The sequence below is a fragment of the Bacteroidia bacterium genome (assembly GCA_016218155.1).
In the GTDB taxonomy this organism is placed as follows: Bacteria; Bacteroidota; Bacteroidia; order Bacteroidales; family GWA2-32-17; genus GWA2-32-17.
Genome location: JACREQ010000035.1, coordinates 40,186 through 57,283, shown reverse-complemented (window position 1 = coordinate 57,283; position 17,098 = coordinate 40,186). Strand labels below are relative to the sequence as shown.

13 protein-coding genes are annotated in these 17,098 nt (G+C 33.1%); 3 read left to right on the top strand and 10 right to left on the bottom strand.

The features are described 5' to 3' along the window. Positions 1 to 99 precede the first annotated feature (99 nt). Positions 100 to 810 (top strand): 3'-5' exonuclease, encoded by a 711-nt coding sequence (locus tag HY951_06540; protein ID MBI5539699.1) that lies wholly within the window; start codon positions 100 to 102, stop codon positions 808 to 810. Here HY951_06540 and HY951_06535 read toward each other — a convergent pair. Next, positions 807 to 1,607, bottom strand: a complete 801-nt coding sequence (locus HY951_06535) for an alpha/beta fold hydrolase (protein ID MBI5539698.1) — start codon at positions 1,605 to 1,607, stop codon at positions 807 to 809. The genes HY951_06540 and HY951_06535 overlap by 4 nt on opposite strands. A 213-nt stretch (positions 1,608 to 1,820) precedes the next feature. Between HY951_06535 and HY951_06530 the strand changes: the two genes are divergently transcribed. Next, positions 1,821 to 2,936 (top strand): hypothetical protein, encoded by a 1,116-nt coding sequence (locus tag HY951_06530; protein ID MBI5539697.1) that lies wholly within the window; start codon positions 1,821 to 1,823, stop codon positions 2,934 to 2,936. 104 nt (positions 2,937 to 3,040) lie between these two features. Here the strand turns inward: HY951_06530 and HY951_06525 are convergent, their stop codons facing one another. From HY951_06525 to HY951_06485, 9 genes are read right to left on the bottom strand one after another with little or no spacing between them, the layout of a single operon-like run. After that, positions 3,041 to 4,339: an alginate export family protein gene (locus tag HY951_06525; protein ID MBI5539696.1), complete on the bottom strand. Its 1,299-nt coding sequence runs from the start codon at positions 4,337 to 4,339 to the stop codon at positions 3,041 to 3,043. Positions 4,340 to 4,381: 42 nt separating this feature from the next. Continuing rightward, on the bottom strand, positions 4,382 to 5,695 hold the full coding sequence (nrfD, locus tag HY951_06520) for a polysulfide reductase NrfD (protein ID MBI5539695.1): 1,314 nt from the start codon (positions 5,693 to 5,695) through the stop codon (positions 4,382 to 4,384). Positions 5,696 to 5,707: 12 nt separating this feature from the next. Further along, positions 5,708 to 7,051: a NarK/NasA family nitrate transporter gene (locus tag HY951_06515; GenBank protein ID MBI5539694.1), complete on the bottom strand. Its 1,344-nt coding sequence runs from the start codon at positions 7,049 to 7,051 to the stop codon at positions 5,708 to 5,710. A 19-nt stretch (positions 7,052 to 7,070) separates the two neighbouring features. Further along, positions 7,071 to 8,561, bottom strand: a complete 1,491-nt coding sequence (locus HY951_06510) for a NarK/NasA family nitrate transporter (protein MBI5539693.1) — start codon at positions 8,559 to 8,561, stop codon at positions 7,071 to 7,073. A gap of 16 nt (positions 8,562 to 8,577) precedes the next feature. Beyond that, a complete protein-coding gene (narI, locus tag HY951_06505; protein ID MBI5539692.1) occupies positions 8,578 to 9,300 on the bottom strand; it encodes a respiratory nitrate reductase subunit gamma in 723 nt (240 codons plus the stop codon). 12 nt (positions 9,301 to 9,312) lie between these two features. Continuing rightward, positions 9,313 to 9,918, bottom strand: a complete 606-nt coding sequence (locus HY951_06500; protein ID MBI5539691.1) for a hypothetical protein — start codon at positions 9,916 to 9,918, stop codon at positions 9,313 to 9,315. A 3-nt stretch (positions 9,919 to 9,921) separates the two neighbouring features. Continuing rightward, positions 9,922 to 11,409 carry a nitrate reductase subunit beta gene (narH, locus tag HY951_06495; GenBank protein ID MBI5539690.1) on the bottom strand — a complete coding sequence of 496 codons (1,488 nt, stop codon included), beginning with the start codon at positions 11,407 to 11,409 and terminating at the stop codon, positions 9,922 to 9,924. Positions 11,410 to 11,426: 17 nt separating this feature from the next. Then, complete coding sequence (locus HY951_06490) at positions 11,427 to 15,044, bottom strand: nitrate reductase subunit alpha (GenBank protein ID MBI5539689.1); 3,618 nt, start codon at positions 15,042 to 15,044, stop codon at positions 11,427 to 11,429. 31 nt (positions 15,045 to 15,075) lie between these two features. Next, positions 15,076 to 15,951 (bottom strand): c-type cytochrome, encoded by an 876-nt coding sequence (locus tag HY951_06485; protein MBI5539688.1) that lies wholly within the window; start codon positions 15,949 to 15,951, stop codon positions 15,076 to 15,078. A gap of 179 nt (positions 15,952 to 16,130) precedes the next feature. Between HY951_06485 and HY951_06480 the strand changes: the two genes are divergently transcribed. After that, entirely contained in the window at positions 16,131 to 17,087 is a 957-nt protein-coding gene (locus HY951_06480; protein MBI5539687.1) for a 4Fe-4S dicluster domain-containing protein, read from the top strand. Positions 17,088 to 17,098: the final 11 nt, after the last annotated feature.

Genomic DNA, 17,098 nt, shown 5'->3' with positions numbered 1-17,098 from the left:
CTTTTGCTGATTTAATAGTTCCGCAAGGAGGAGATAATTTGGTTGCTATTGATATTCTAACTCATTTTATTGAAAGAAAACTAAATAAAACTACCGGTCATGCTTGATGAAATTAGGATTTCGAACATTTTGTTTCTTGATATAGAAACTGTTCCTCAGTTTCCTTCATATACAGAGGTCTCTGATAAATTCCAAAAATTATGGGATGATAAAGCAAAGAATTTTAAAGCCGAAAAAACTTCAGAGGAAGTGTATGAACGGGCAGGTATTTTTGCGGAATTTGGAAGAATAATTTGTATTTCGGTAGGAGTTATTTCTGAGAAGAATGAAAAAACGATCCGCATCAAATCTTTTTCGGGTGATGATGAAAAAAAATTACTTGAAGATTTTTTTCAGATGTTGGTGAAGCACTTTAATTCTAATGATCATATTCTATGTGCACATAATGGTAAGGAGTTTGATTTTCCTTATATTGCCCGCCGTGGATTAATAAATGGATTAAAGCTTCCGAAGATTTTAGATAATTCTGGCAAAAAACCATGGGAGATAAAGCATTTGGATACATTGGAGTTATGGAAATTTGGAGATTATAAACATTATACATCATTAAATTTACTGACAGCAATATTTGATATCCCTACTCCTAAAGATGATATTTCTGGTGCAGATGTAGCCAGAGTTTATTATGTTGAAAAAGATTTGCCAAGAATTGTAAAATATTGCGAAAAGGATGTTCTGGCTCTGGCTCAGTTATTACTTCGATATAAAGGAGAGCCCCTTATTCTGCAAGAAAACGTAGAACATGCTTAGTCTAAAATAAAGGAAATAATTTTTTTTGAGAGTTCAACTGGCTTTTCGGCATGCAACCAATGACCAGTTTCTGGAATTTCAAAGATTTCTGAGCCAGGGAAAATTTTATTAATTATTACTTCGTCTTCTTTCATAATATACCTTGATTTTCCACCTTTAACAAATAACACTGGAAATCCCGAAACTTCAACATTTTGCCATTGTTCGATTGGAAAACCATCTGCAATGTTTTTAAAATTTAATGAGATAGAATCTAAATTTAATAGCCATTCAAATTTGCCTGTGTTATTCCTATGTAAATTTTTAAGCAAAAATGAACGAAGTTTTAATGATTCAATATCCTTTGCCAGTTCTTCGTCAGCTTGTTCTCTGCTTTTTAACTGTGATAAATCTAACAGAAGTAAAGTTTCAATTATTTTGTGATGTGTTATTAATTCCTGACTGATGTTATGGGTGTAATTTTTTGGTGCAATATCTATTAAAATTAAAGATTTAAGCAATTCAGGGTAATTCTTTGCAAAATGCATTGCTGTTTTTCCACCCATTGAATGTCCCAATAAATTTGCATTTACAATATTATGTTTGGCAAAAAAATCAAAAATGTCTGAACTTAAAAGCTCGTAATTGAATTCTTCTGAATGTGGCGATTTTCCATGGTTACGTTGATCTATTAAAAAAATCTCAAAATGCTTTTCTAAAAGCCTTGCAACTGAAATCCAATTGTCAGAAGAGCCATATAATCCATGGAGTATAATAAGAGGAGGTCCTTGCCCTATTTTTCGAAAAAAAAGTTCCATTAGTTTTTTAATTAAAAAATCAAAAATGTTTTACAAAGTTATTATAGTAATTAGTATTTTTTTAATAAGAACCGTTTTTCTAAAATTAAATCAATTGGTGGTCATTAAAATTCGAGTTTTCAGTAGTTTTATCTATTAAGAAGAGGTATAAATACTCTTGTGGTTTTTTCTATGAGCGATTAATTTAGCTATGATTTTTAATAAATTGAATTTATGAAAACAATGTACTTTAATAATGGCTTTTTTTCAATATTAACAGTAGTTTTATTATCAACATTATTTCTTGTAAGTAATACATGCAAATCGCAAAAAAACGAGAATGATACAAAGTTGTTGGCAGCAATTAATTTGAATACTTTTGATAATAATCAAGAGGAACAGTCTATACGTCAGGCAAAAAGCGAAAGAATTACAAAACATTTAAAATTAAGTATAAAGGAAAGGGAATTGTTGATGGATATCAGGCAATTATTAATAGAAGCAAAGCAGTGTATAAACGATGCAGACTTGGTTGCAAAAGAGATTATTGCAATTAATAAAACTACCTATAATTCTTATGAAAATTCATTAAATAACTTTAAAACAGAAAGAAAAATTAGAAAACAAGAAAATTATGAACTTTCTTTAAGATATGATGCAGAAGAGCTATTTGAAATGGGAAATAGTTTATTATTTAAAATATACGAAGATCATTTTCCCTCGAGTGGTATTTTAGTTGCAAGGGATCATAAATATCAGAAACAAATTGTTGAATTAAGAGATGAAGCTCAGGAATTATATCAAAAAGCCAGAATTCATCAGGATAAAGCAAGTTATGATTTTAATTATGAAGATGGGATAGATTACTTAAGAAAAGCTAATTTGTTAAAAAGAGAGGCAATTAAGAAATACGAGCAGGCATATTCTCTATATTATAATATGCCAATTAATAAAAGCGAATATGCTAAATTTTCAGCAGATATAAACATAAATAGCCAAATTGATAAGGAATTTACAAATGATAGTGTAAAAACTAATTTATATAATTCAAATGCGACAATAAAAAACTATAACAATATTAAAAAACCTGATGAGCCGGTTGAAATAATAGTTTACAAAATTCAAATAGGTGCATTTACTAAGAGTGTAAATATTAACGAATTTTATGGTTTAAGTCCATTGTCTCAGGATAAAAATGACCAGAAAGAATATGTAAAATATATGGTAGGAGAATATTATTCTTATAAAGCAGCCAGCGAAGCTAAAAGAATAATTGCAAGTAATCCCAAATATAATGATGCATTTATTGTAGCATATAAAAATAATTCAAGAATTATTGTAAGTAAATAAATTTCATAAAATATGTGTTTATTTAAACACATTATTTATGAAAAATAACAAATTATATGAAGTCGTTTTAATTGTGTTAAAACAATTAACAGAAAAAACTGCTTTTATTTAGAAGTGGGATCAAAAAATGTTGGTTTAACAACTAACATTAGCCATGCCCAATTAGAAATTTCTTCTTTTTTTCCACCTTTTAACGCAACTAAAGATTCTGTTCCGAACATATGTGAATAACCTGCTTTAAAAGTAATTGATTTAGAAATGCTATATCCAAAGTCTAAATCAATTTCATTTCCAAGAGAAGAACTCATCGCAGTTATTTTCCCATTATTAACAAATTCTTTTTTATCTAGAATATCACTTGCAGATGTGAAATTATGAGCTGTTAATGATGCTGATATTTTATTTTTTGAATATGCAAGTTTTAAATAAATATCATTTAATCCTACACTGCCAATATGGTTCGAAACATAAAAATAATCCATGGTTCCGTTAAATTTATGATTTGTACCATAAAGCGGGTTAAACGAATTATCTTCTTTGTTTGCTGTATCGGTTTGGCTTGTACCCGATAATCTTTCAAAACCTAAATTGATTCCTAATTTGTCACTTATTTTATATCCTAGTTCCATTGCACCTTCGTACGAATTAATTGTTTTATTGGCAGATGTTTTTCCCATCTGGTAATAAAAATTAAATGAGGTAGAAATTTTGTTTTTTGAATAAACAATTCTAGGTCCGAGTGTCTGACTGTAACGAACTCCCTGCTCTGTCATGTTACCTAATGTGTCCTTTGTTTTGGTGTATGGTGCTCCGTTATTCAAAAACAATAAACTGATATTTAATTTATCTGTTTTCTTGTTTAACCAAACAAATTGCATAGATTTATAGGAATCTGGTCCTGTATAGAAATTATTGGTTATTGTTCCGCTTTGATGAAAGGCAAATCCCAAGTGAGCATTTAACTTACCTGTATATTTAAATATTGCGACATCGTGAGCTCTTGCTTGCTGTAACCAGTCTACTCCCCCTAAAATGCGCTGATCATCATATGACAATTCCTGTCGACCAGCCTTTAAAGAGATTTTCTTAGTGAATAATACCTCAGCCCATGCTTCATGAATAGATGTCGCAAAATCTTCATTTGTTGCAAGTTGTTTTTGACTTCCCCACATTCTTACGTCCTGTAATGTTATACTAAATAACAAATTGTCATCTTTATATTCAAATAACAATCTTGATCTTTGTGAAGTAAATGCAGAAGCATCCTGATTTTCATTAGCGAGTGATTTGTAGCCATGATTATATTCAAATCTTGGTCTTAATTCGCCACTTAATTTAAACTGAGAATAAGAACAAATAAACTGACTTAATAGTAGAGCTAAAGTTAAAAATGTTGTTTTCATTTAATAAAAAAGTGTTAATTGTTAAATATTTTAAAGCTTTTTTTAATCGTCAATTGATTCATGTTTTTGCGTTATTTCCCAAATTGGAATTACAGGGAAAAGTTTTGAAAGAATTGTAATAATTAATAATGCAAGAATTATTGTTCCAAATGTTATTATTCCTTCAGTTAAAGTTGGTGTGTAAAATTTAAATTCTTCAGGTACGTTCTGAATAGGTAGGAATGGGTGTTCCATTGTTGGTACAACAATTAAATATCTTTTTAACCAAGATCCTACAAGTACAAATATGGATATTATAAGCAAAAACCCGGGAGTTCTCATTTTTTTAAATAATAGAAGAATAATTGGTAACACTAATCCTAATACTTGTGTACTCCAGAACAGTATAGCATAACGTCCTGTGAATAGCGAGTGAAGGTGAATTGCATCTGCAGTTTTCATTTTATAAGCAGGTACAAGAAATTCATTAATGTTAAAATATAGATATACTAAAGAAACTAATACTAGCAGTTTGCCCATTTTATCAAAATGAAAATCAGTAATGTATTCTTTTAAGTTATAATTTCTTCTGTAAAAGTACATTGCAATATTAACAGCGGCACACCCTGCTACAAATGCACCTGTAACAAAGTATGGTCCCAGAATAGTGCTATCCCAGCCAGATCGTAGTGTTGCTGCGAATAACCACGAAGTAACAGTGTGTATTGATAGAGCTACCGGAATAATTAATATTGAAAGAATTCTAATACAGGATCTAATAATTTTTGCTTGTTCTTCACTTCCTGTCCAGCCTAAAGATAAAAAGTTATATAGTTTTCTTAATATTGCCGGAGCTTTCTCAAGTCGTTCAGAACAGATTTTCATATCAGGAATAAGTGGAATATATAAAAGTAATGCACTAATAATAACGTATACACTTACAACTGTTACATCCCATAAAATAGGAGATTGAACTCTGCCGTAAATAAGAACGTTAAGTAATCTTTCGGGGCGTCCCATATCAACAATAATTACTAAACCTGCAACCATTGCAAATGCTAATGCTATAATTTCTGCAATTCGAGTAAGAGGAGTTGCCCATTTTACACCAGTTAAGCCAAGTACTGCACTTATGAGCATTCCGACTAAACTTGTTGCAACAAAGAACACGAAATTGGCAATATACATACCCCATGAGACATAATCTCCAAGTCCTGTAACACCTAGTCCGTCTTTTATCTGGAAATAATAGGCAACAATAGATACAATTAGAGAAATAATAAGAAATGCCATCCATCTTTTAAAAGAACGATTAGGATAAATTGGCCTTAAAAGGTCAGAAACGGCATTTTCATAATGAATTTTATGTTGAGTCATAACATTATAAATTTAACTTGGTCTTTCACAACCTTTACGATTATAATACCACCAATTAATAAGAGTTGCAATTAAGAAAAATACTGCTATTCCATAAAAAAATGCATTTGCATTGCCTGTATTTTTCATTACCGAACTAACTGATGTAGCAAATATAAAAGGTCCGAATGCGGCAATTGCTGCAGTCCAGCCAATTACGCCTGCTGCCTGACGGGGATTATGTCCGAAAATAATTGGATATTGACGGAAAGTAGCTGCATTGCCCATACCTGTTACAAAAAATAATGCTAACATTAGATACAGAAATGCAGGAAACTGATCTACAGAAGTTGGAGTTAATAAGCCCATTTGTACCATTGTTATGCAACCGATTATTAATGCCAATCCAGTAATTGTTGTTAAGATTGCTCCTCCGATTTTATCTGCTACAAAACCAAATAATACACGACTACCTGCACCAATTAGTGGACCTAGAAATGCATACTTTAAAGGGTCCGGAGCATTCGGAAAATCTCCATATACTGTTTTTATCATCAAAGGAAAAATTGCAGCCAGACCTGAGAACCCACCAAATGTCATAACATAAGTCATAGTACAAAACCAGGTATGTTTATCTTTTAAAATATCTAGTTGTTGTTTAAAAGATGCTTTTACAGGAATACTGCGAATAATAAACCAGGATGCAATTGCAAGAATTATTAATAGTGGAACGTACCAGAATGCAGCACTTTGAAGATAGATTTCTGAAGTTCCTAATACCTCACCTGTTTTAGGATTTGTTTTGGTAAAAATCTCAGATGCTCCATAGGTAGCAATGCCAAGCATAGCAGGTGTCATAAACTGTGCAACGCTTACGCCAAAATTTCCAATCCCTGCCTGTATTCCTAATGCAGTTCCCTGAAGTCGTTTTGGAAAAAACAAACTGGTACTAGGCATAAAAGAGGAAAAATCGCCACCTCCAAAACCGGCTGTAAATGCTAACACCATAAACACCCAGAATGGTGTTGTTGTATTCATTACTGCTAATCCTATTCCAATTACAGGAATAAGTTTGATTATTGTTGCTATGCTAATAACGTGTCGTGAACCATAAATGGGAAGAATAAATGTGTGTATTATACGTAATATTCCTGCTGCTAATCCCGGCATAGCTGCTAACCAGAATAACTGGTCTTTGTCAAATTTAAATCCTATACCTGGTAACTTGGTTGCAATTGCACTCATCATAAACCATGTTCCGAAAGAAAGAATAAGGGATAAGGTAGTTACTGTAAGAACCTTCCAAGCCATTTTGCTTCCTTCATTTTTCCAGAATTCATGATTCTCTGGTTCCCATTTTTTTATCCAAGTTGCCATGTTGTAATTTGTTATTAATTTATTTATGTTCGAAATCGTTTGCTACTTCAGGGGCTGCGTTATGTGTTAATCTTTTTACAACTTTATTCATCCACCAAAGGCAGATAACCGAAAGGATTAATAAAAATATCCAGCAACTAGTCCAAAGCCCCGACCATTCTAATAAATAGCCAAAAATAATCGGACCAAAGAAGCCACCTAATCCACCAATAACACCGACCATTCCACCTACAACCCCAATTTCATTGGGGAAATAATCTGGAATTAATTTATATACACCGGCTTTGCCAATACCCCAAACAATTCCGATGATAAAAACAAGTACTACAAATACCCACATATTTGCCTGAAAATAGATCTTTGTTTCTCCTTTAGCTAGAATTTGTTTTTTTACAACTGTATCTCCTACTTTTACAGAAGGAACCTGCCAAACCTGTTTTGTTGGTAAAATCAAAACAGCATCATCATTTGTGTTTTCTGTTTTGTTAATTCTTTCTATTACTGGGTATTCTTTATTGTCAACTTTAATCAGCTTGTCTGAGACGAAGGTTATTTTACCTTTTTTTGCAGCCATGACTGATTTGCCAGGTGAGAAAATTTCCATTCTAGGAATACTTAGAAATAAAGCCGTAACAACAGAAATAATAAATACCCATTTCATTACTGCTCTTCCTCCAAATTTATCTGATAACCATCCACCTAAAGCGCGAATAATACCTGAAGGTAAACTGAAAATTGAAGCAAGTAATCCTGCAGTTACAAGTGATGCTGCATAAACATTTACAAAATAAGGAACAAGCCATTGAGAAATTGCTACAAAGAACCCAAAAACAAGGAAATAATAAAGCCCAAAACGCCAGACTCTGACACTCTTTAAGGGTTGTAAAAGTTGTTTCATTGATCTTCCCTGTATAGAGTGTTTTTTGTTTTCTGTGAAAAAGAAGAAAAGAATGGCCATAATAATTAGTGATATGGCATAAATTTGTGGTAATATTCTCCAGTTTTCAATTGCATTACCATTTGTTAATTTATTTAAAATAGTTGGAGCAAGTAACGTTGTTAATGCAGCACCGGCATTGCCAACACCAAATATTCCAAGCGCTCTTCCCTGCCATTCTTTAGGATACCAAACCGAGGTATTTGCAATTCCAATTGCAAACCCTGTACCTGCCATACCAAATCCTAAACTACATAAAACAAATTCGGTAAAACTGTCAGCCATTGAAAACATATACATGGGTATAGCGCAGAAAAGTAAAAGACCTAAAAAGATCCATTTACCACCGTATTTATCAGTTAACATTCCAAGTGGTAATCTGAATATAGATCCTGTTAGAATTGGAATTCCTAATAGCCATCCAATTTGAATGGAAGAAAAATTATAGACTCCATTGTCAACAAGAAAAGTAATCATTACTCCGTTAAAAGTCCATACAGCAAAGCATATAGTAAATGCAAGCGTGTTAAAAAATAACATTCTATGGGATTTTCCACTTACTGTTGTTTCCATTGTTATGTAAAATATTTTAATTATTTTTTGCTTTTATCTCTGGATTTATTGCGGTTGAATTTCTTATGGTAGATTTGTTTCTGTTCCAGATAACAACTTGATATGCCCTGAATACATATTGAAAAGGGAAAACAAGAAAATGCATAAACCTGCTGAATGGTATTAAGCCTATTAAAATAAATGCTGTTGAAATATGTATCTTAACAACTAATGGCATTGCAGAAACAGCTGCTATGTCGGGTTGTAGAACAAATAATGATTTTATATATGGTGTTAACACAGATGCAAACCATGATGATCCCCATGGAAGTACTACCGCAATCCATATTCCTGAAATTGCCTGTGTTAGTAACACAGCGTACACTATAAAATCCATGTCAGATGTTAAAGCATGTAGCTTTTTGTTTTTTATTCTGCGATAAATTAAAATACTTAAACCGGTAAAAAACATTATACCAAAAATAAGTGCTGTTCCTTCCAGGATAAATAACCTTAAGGGTTGATTATTCCACGAAATGATTGTTTGTGGAATAAGGAATCCTAATAAATGTCCGATGAATAATGAAATAATTCCCCAGTGCATAAATTGTGAGCCAAAATATAATTGTTTATTCTCAAGTAACTGGGTTGATAATGCGGATATTTTAAACGCTTGTAACCTGTACATGAACACTGAACCAATTATCATAATCAGCAATGCAGTGTAGGGAAGAGCCATAAAAATAAATATATCTACCATAAATAATAATTTTTATTTTAAACTTTTTTCTTTTAGAAAGTCTGCCCCACAGGCATATTCTTCCGAGTAACTTTTTTCTTCTTTACTACTAATAATAAATTGACCAAAAGGCAAATTGTGAAAGTCTTTTTCTAAAACCTGTAACAAAATTTCAAAAGCTAGTTTATAATAATTTTCGGTACCTGTAAATTTTTTGTGCATTTCCTTTACTGCAGGAATTATGAGTCCGAATGCCAATTCGTTAACAAAATTATTGTCTTTATGCAAAGGCAATAACGAAAGCACATTAGGTAAGTGATCGGCAAGTTCTATTCCTGTGTCATTTCCAGATTCTTTTTGTTCGTGACTGATTTTTGCAAGAAAGTCTCCCCGTTTGTAATCTGCTCCAAATAAAACATAACCTATATCCATACAGCAGATACCTTCAATTTCAAAAGTTTTTAAGTAGTACTCTTCGTTTATTTTATTTGTATTTGAAAGTTGATTATAGAAAGTATCAAAATTTGAGATAGCATGTGGATAATTTGTTATAATAAGTTCTTTTAATTCTTCCATCTGCATTTTATATTTTGCTTCAGGGTACCTAAACATATTTGCAAGTAAATTGTAATGTTTCATAGATTATATTCTTTTAGGTTTTTGAACAGAACCAAATCCTTTATTCCCCTTTATATCAGCAGTGTTTTCTATTAATTCTTCCGCTTCTTCTCTATGTGCAGCTGGAATAACAAATCGTTCGTTAAATTTTGGAAGTGATGTTAAGCGGAAAATATCGTCAGCGATTTCGGAAGTTAAACCGGTTTCAGACAAAGCTTTTTCAACTTCTTCTTTTTTAAAATCCCCAACCGTAACGTCTCTACGATGAATTCTTACAGCCATAAGTTTTTTTAAAACTTCTTTTACTTTTTCAGTATTCCCGGCTGTGAAGAGATTTGCCAGATATTGCATAGGAACCCTTGATTCTTCAATTGTTCCCCATAATGAAGAGCTTGTTGATTCGTAAGTCCCACTAGAAGTTGTTCCCATTGTTGGTAATAATGGTGGAACATAAAATAAATTAGGTAATGTTCTGAATTCGGGATGCAGAGGTAAGGCAATTCCCCAAACTTTTAAGAACTTCCAAACAGGTGATTGCTGAGCTGCAGTAATAGTGCTATCGGCAACACCAGTAGCTTTTGCAGATTTAATAACTTCTTCGTCAAAAGGATCTACATATATCTCCATTTGTTTACTTACCAAATCTTTTTCATCGCAGGAAGCGATTTCTTTTATTCTATCTGCATCGTATAACAATACACCTAAATATCTTATTCTGCCTACACATGTGTGCATACAGGCAGGTGCCTGACCTGACTCTAGACGTGGATAGCAAAGTAAACATTTTTCTGATTTTCCACTATTCCAGTTATAGTAACTTTTCTTGTACGGACAAGCAGAAACGCACATTCTCCAAGAACGACATTTGTTCTGATTAATTAAAACAATACCATCCTCCCCTCTTTTATAAACGGCACCTGAGGGGCATGCAGCAACACATGCAGCATTAAGGCAGTGATTGCAAATGCGTGGAAGATAATGCATAGTCATTCGCTCAAGCTGAAACATTGCTTCCTGTTCAGCTGGCGAGATGTTCTTCATGTTTATATCTTTACGCGCATAATCCTGCGAACCTCCCAAATCATCATCCCAATTAGGACCTGTTTTAATATCCATTGGACCTCCGGTAACAAGAGAAATTGGTCTTGCTGTTGGTTGATCCTCACCAGCAGGAGCATCAAGTAAATGTCCATAATCGTATGTCCATGGCTCATAGTAATCGTCCATAGAAGGCATATTTGGATTATGAAAAATGTTAATGTAAGTGGATTTTTTATCCATTCCTTTTAACTTAATGTTCTTTCCTTTCTTTTCCCAACCTCCTTTATAAATATCCTGATCTTCCCATTTACTGGGATAACCTGTACCAGGTTTTGTTTCAACATTATTCCACCACATATATTCCGTTCCTTTGCGATCGGTCCATATGTTTTTGCAGGCTATGGAACAAGTGTGGCAACCGATACATTTATCGAGATGAAACACCATTGCAATTTGTGACCTGATATTCATATTGTTATTTTTTCTGTTTAAAATTCAACTTTTGTCATTTTTTTAATAATTACAAATGTGTCTCTATTTACCCCAACTGGCCCCCAGTAGTTAAAATGGTAAGTAAATTGACCATAACCACCCATCAAAAGATTTGGTTTTAAATGAACTCTTGTAAGGCTGTTGTGTCCTCCTGATCGTTTTCCGTTGCGTACTTGTGATTTTGGAGTAGAATATGTTCTTTCAGGTGAATGGTATACAAAACAGAGTCCTCTTGGAATTCTTGCGCTAACACAGGCTCGTGCACTATAAACGCCGTTATCATTAAATAATTCTACCCAGTCATTATCTTTTATTCCTAGTTCTTCAGCGTCTATTTCATTAAGCCAGACAGGAAACATACCTCTGCTTAATGTTAACATTCTAATATTATCACCATAAGTTGAATGAATATTCCATTTGCCATGAGGAGTCAGGTAATTTAACACTTTGGCATTGCCTTCGGCTACTGTTTTATTAAGTTCACCATAAAGTTCTGGGGTTGGTGATGGCTTGTATGTAGGAAAATTCTCACCAAACTTAATATATCCTTCATGATCAAGATATGTATGTTGACGACCAGTTAAAGTACGCCATGGAACTAATTTTTCAATATTATAAGTATATGCAGCATAAGCCCTGCCATCATTAAGCAAACCCGACCATAAAGGTGAGTTGTTATATCTTCTGGGTTGTGCTTGTAAATCAGCGTATGTTAACTTTAAATTACGACTCCCTTCTGCTAGATCTGTTAATTTTAAACCTGTTTTTTTCTCAGCATTTTTATAAGCTCTGTAACTTAATTCGCCATTAGTTAATGATGACAAATGAAGAATTGCATTAATAACTTCTTCGTCTTTTTCAATAGAGGGACAAGTAACTGAGTCAGCTATTTGTAAATGATCTTTATCTTCTAACAATTGATCATAAAAATCACCAGCATTATAGGAATTACCATGCGCACCTAGCATACCGGTTTTTGCATTAGGCCCAAGACTAATGAACTTATCGTAAATTTTTGTATAGTCTCTTTCTACAACAACAATCCCATGCATTGTTTTTCCAGGAATAGCGTCACATTCACCTTTTGCCCAGTCTTTTAATGTTGACTGTGAAATTTCTCCTGCTGAATCATGTGCAATTGGTGTTGTAACAATATCCTTTAAAGGTTCTTTTAAATGTTCTTTTGCAATTTCACTTGTTGCTTTTGCAATTTCTTTAAATATGGCCCAATCACTTTTTGATTCCCATACAGGAGGAATTGCAGCAGAAAGTGGGTGAATAAAAGAATGCATGTCTGTGCTATTCAAATCTGCTTTTTCATACCATGATGCTGTTGGTAACACAATGTCAGAGTAAAGTGCACTTGTATCCATTCTGAAATTTAAGTCAACAATAAGATCCATCTTACCTTGAGGAGCCTTATCAATCCAGTTGACTTCAGTTACAAGTTTTTTTGCTACTTCTTCTGCTATAGAGTTGTTGTGAGTTCCTAAATAATGTTTTAAAAAATATTCGTGACCTTTTGCGCTCGACATAATAGCATTACCTCTCCATATGTACCATATACGCGGAAAATTCTCTTCTGCATCAGGATTTGCAACAGAGTATTCCAGTTCGTTATTTTTTAATTTATCTACTACATATTTTTTAACATCTTCATCAGTTTTAGCACCTGCACAAACTGCTTTTTTATGTATGTTAAAATTATTCTCGCTGAACTGCGGATAAAATGGCATCCAGCCATTTCTAACAGAACGTACAATCATATCAGCAGTATGCATATTTGAAAATTCGTTTTCAGGAGAAGTATTATATTTAGCCTGATTACCGTCATAACGCCACTGGTCAGAATTCATAAAATGCCAGATTGGAGCTTGCTGTAAACGTGCTACCGGTTGCCAGTCTTTTGCCGACATTATAGTACTCCATGAATCCATTGGTGCCAGTTTTTCCTGTCCAACATAATGATTAATTCCACCACCATTTCGTCCTACACAACCTGTCATTATTAATGACATAATTCCTGCCCGATAAATCAGATTGTTATGATACCAGTGGTTTATTCCGGCTCCAATAATTATCATGCATTTACCCTTTGTTATTTCGGCAGTATTTCCCCATTCCTGTGCAAATTGTAGTAAAGTGTTACGACCAATACCTGTTAATAATTCCTGCCATGCAGGTGTATATGCACTGTTTTCGTCATCATATGATTTTGGATAATCTCCCTCAATATTTCTGTCAACACCATACTGAGCCATCATCATGTCATATACTGTTGTTACAGCAGTTCTTTTTCCTTCAATAGTTTGAATATATTTTACAGGAACTCCCCTTAATGAATGTTTATTGTTAGCAAAATCAGTAAAGTCTACCTGAAGAATCTCATCGTTATTATTTATAAGTGTTAATAATGGACTATAGCTATCTCCGGTTTCGGCGTCTTCCTGCTTCATGTTCCATTTTCCGTCAGTACAACCCCATCTATGACCTGAACTACCACCCGGACAAACAAAATCATTTGTTTTTTCATCAATATTCAGGAATTTCCATTCGCCATTCTCAATGTCTTTAAATTTTGAAATTGAATTTGCTCTGACCATTCTACCACCAATATATTTTCCATCTATATGGTTTATTTCTACTAAAAATGGTGAATCAGTATATTTTTTAACATAATCTAAAAAAAATGGTGTTTGCTTTTCAAAGTGAAATTCTTTTAATAGTACATGAGTAACAGCCATCCAGAATGCTCCGTCCTGACCAGCATGTATTGGTATCCATTGGTCAGAATATTTTGCAACCATATTAAAATCGGGAGAAAAAACTACAGTTTTTGTCCCATTGTGGCGTGATTCTGAGAAGAAATGCACGTCAGGTGTTCTTGTCATACCAAGATTAGCACCCATACAAGCAACAAATTTTGCATTGTACCAGTCAGCACTTTCTGCAACATCAGTTTGTTCACCCCATACCTCTGGAAATGCATTTGGCAAATCGCAATACCAGTCATAAAAACTGAGATTTGCACCACCCATTAATTGTAAAAAGCGTGAGCCTCCTGCATAGCTGATCATAGACATTGCCGGAATAGGTGAAAAACCGACAAGTCTGTCAGGTCCATATTTTTTAACAGTATAAATGTTTGCTGCTGCAATAATTTCAAGAATTTCATCCCATTTTATTCTTCTGAAGCCACCTTTTCCTCTTGCCTGCAGATACTGTTTGCGTAAATTATCATCAGTCTGTATATTTTCCCATGCTTTTAAAGCATCACCGGTTTTTTCTTTTTGCTCGCGGAATAAATCAATTAATATTCCTCTTATTAGTGGATATTTTACCCTTAACGGACTATATAAATACCAGGAGAAAGAGATACCTCTCTGACAACCTCTGGGTTCATATGGTGGAAGGTTTTTGTCTAATGTTGGATAATCAATTGCTTGTGTTTCCCACACAACAATTCCGTCTTTTACATGAACATTCCAGCTGCATCCACCTGTACAATTTACGCCATGGGTACTCCTAACTACCTTGTCATGCTGAAAACGGTTCTTGTAGAATTCTTCCCACTTTCGTGTATTTGGCGAAATAATATCTTTTATCCAGCTCATCTTTTTTATTATTAATAGGTATGGGAAATTATTATTTTTCAGTATTAAGTTGTCGCTTTAAAATATCGTAATTAACACTTTTTCTTTTTCTGAAATGCCAGCCTGCATAAAATAACAATACAAAAAACAAAAATCCTGTTATTCCAAATAAGTAAAATTTATTTGCGATTTTTGGTTCGTAATATTTTGATGGAATTTTATAAGTTGCTGTTGATCTTAAGAAAGCTGCAAGATTATAGATTTCATTTTCTTCTAGTTTATTATTAGAATATGCATTTAACATTGCCGGAAATGCGGGTGACTCAAGAAGGGCTTTAATTCCTTCTCCTTTCATGGTATTATAAGATAACGTAAGATCTTTTGCAAGAAGACCACCGTTTCCAATACAATTTACTGTGTGACAAGAAATGCAAGTAGGCCCGTTATTTTTAAATCTCTTTCTACCTGTAAATAAATAGTACCCCTTGGTTACATTTTCTGAAGTTGCTTTTAATAGATAATCAACAGTTTTCTTTTTTGGTCCACCACTGCCTTTTGAGTCAATCAGAGAAATTATTGAATTTATTTCACCTTCTGAAATTGTGGCAGGTGGCATAACTGAATTATTGTATTCAGCTGCTATTGAAACAGCATCAGCATCACCGCTATTTATTAATGATTGTGAATTAGTAATAAATTTCACAAGCCAATTATTGTCTCTTTTTAAGGTAATTCCCTGCAAATCCGGACCAACTAGTCGTCCACCACCTATTGTATGGCATGATGCACATGCCTTTTTAAAAATAGCCTCTGAATCCTGAGAATATATGTTTATTGGAATAACTCCAAAAAAGATAATATTAAATAGCAGAATAAGTTTTTGTTTTATTTTCACTATTCTTTGTTTTTTTCGTTTCAGTATATTCATTTCTATTTCCGTTTTTTTTAATTTTTAATAGAGGAAATTATAAATGTTAAAAATAATAGAATAATTATAGTATTTAATTACGCAAATATTAGAATTATTTATTATACTTGCAAAGTTTTTTATAAATATTTTTTATTTAATTTATATGTTACTGATATCTAACACTAAACTGTTTTGAAATGGAAACAAATGAAAGCAATTCGAGCAAAGAGAGTAGAAGAAATTTTTTAAGAACTTTCTTTTTTATAGGCTCCGGTGCTGTTTTAGGCAGTGCAGCAGTTTTTGCTGCTAATTCTACAGAAAAGAAAAAAAAATCCGGAGAAAAAATTAAAGTACTTACAATTAATAATGAACTTGTTGAGGTAGATAAAAATGAAATAATAAAAGTAAATACGGAAAAATACAAGCCATTAACAGAGCTTCAAAAAAGAGGAAGAGAAGGCATTAAAGGTAGAAGATGGACAATGGTAATAGACTTATCTAAATGTAAAAATGCAAGAAAATGCATGAGTGCTTGTCAGGAGGCTCATCATTTAAAGCCCGAACAACATCATATTAATGTATTGCAAATAAAAGAGTCAAAAGAAACCGGAGCTTTTTTTATGCCAAAGATGTGTCAGCATTGTGATAATCCACCTTGTGTTTCGGTTTGCCCTGTTGATGCAACATTTAAAAGACAAGATGGAATTGTATTAATTGATAATGAAAGGTGTATTGGTTGTAGATTTTGTATGGCTGCGTGTCCTTACAGTGCAAGAATTTTCAACTGGACCGAGCCATTAAAATCAGAAGAAGATAAAGATATTCCTTACGATGTAGAAAAAAATGTTCCTCAGAAAAAAGGAACTGTAAGCAAATGTTTGTTTAGTGCCGATCGTTGTAGAGAAGGTAAACTGCCGTACTGTGTTTCCGCTTGTCCTAATGGTGTGTATTATTTTGGGGATGAAAATGAAGATGCAGTAACAAATGGTACTACACAAGAAACAGTTCAGTTAGGAAAATTATTGGAAGATAATGGTGGGTATCGTTTAATGCCCGAATTGGGAACAGAAACAAGGGTTTATTATTTACCTGCTAAAAACAGAACACAGCCTTTCCCGGAAGAATTACTTAAAAATTTTAAAGAACATATATGATTATGAAATTG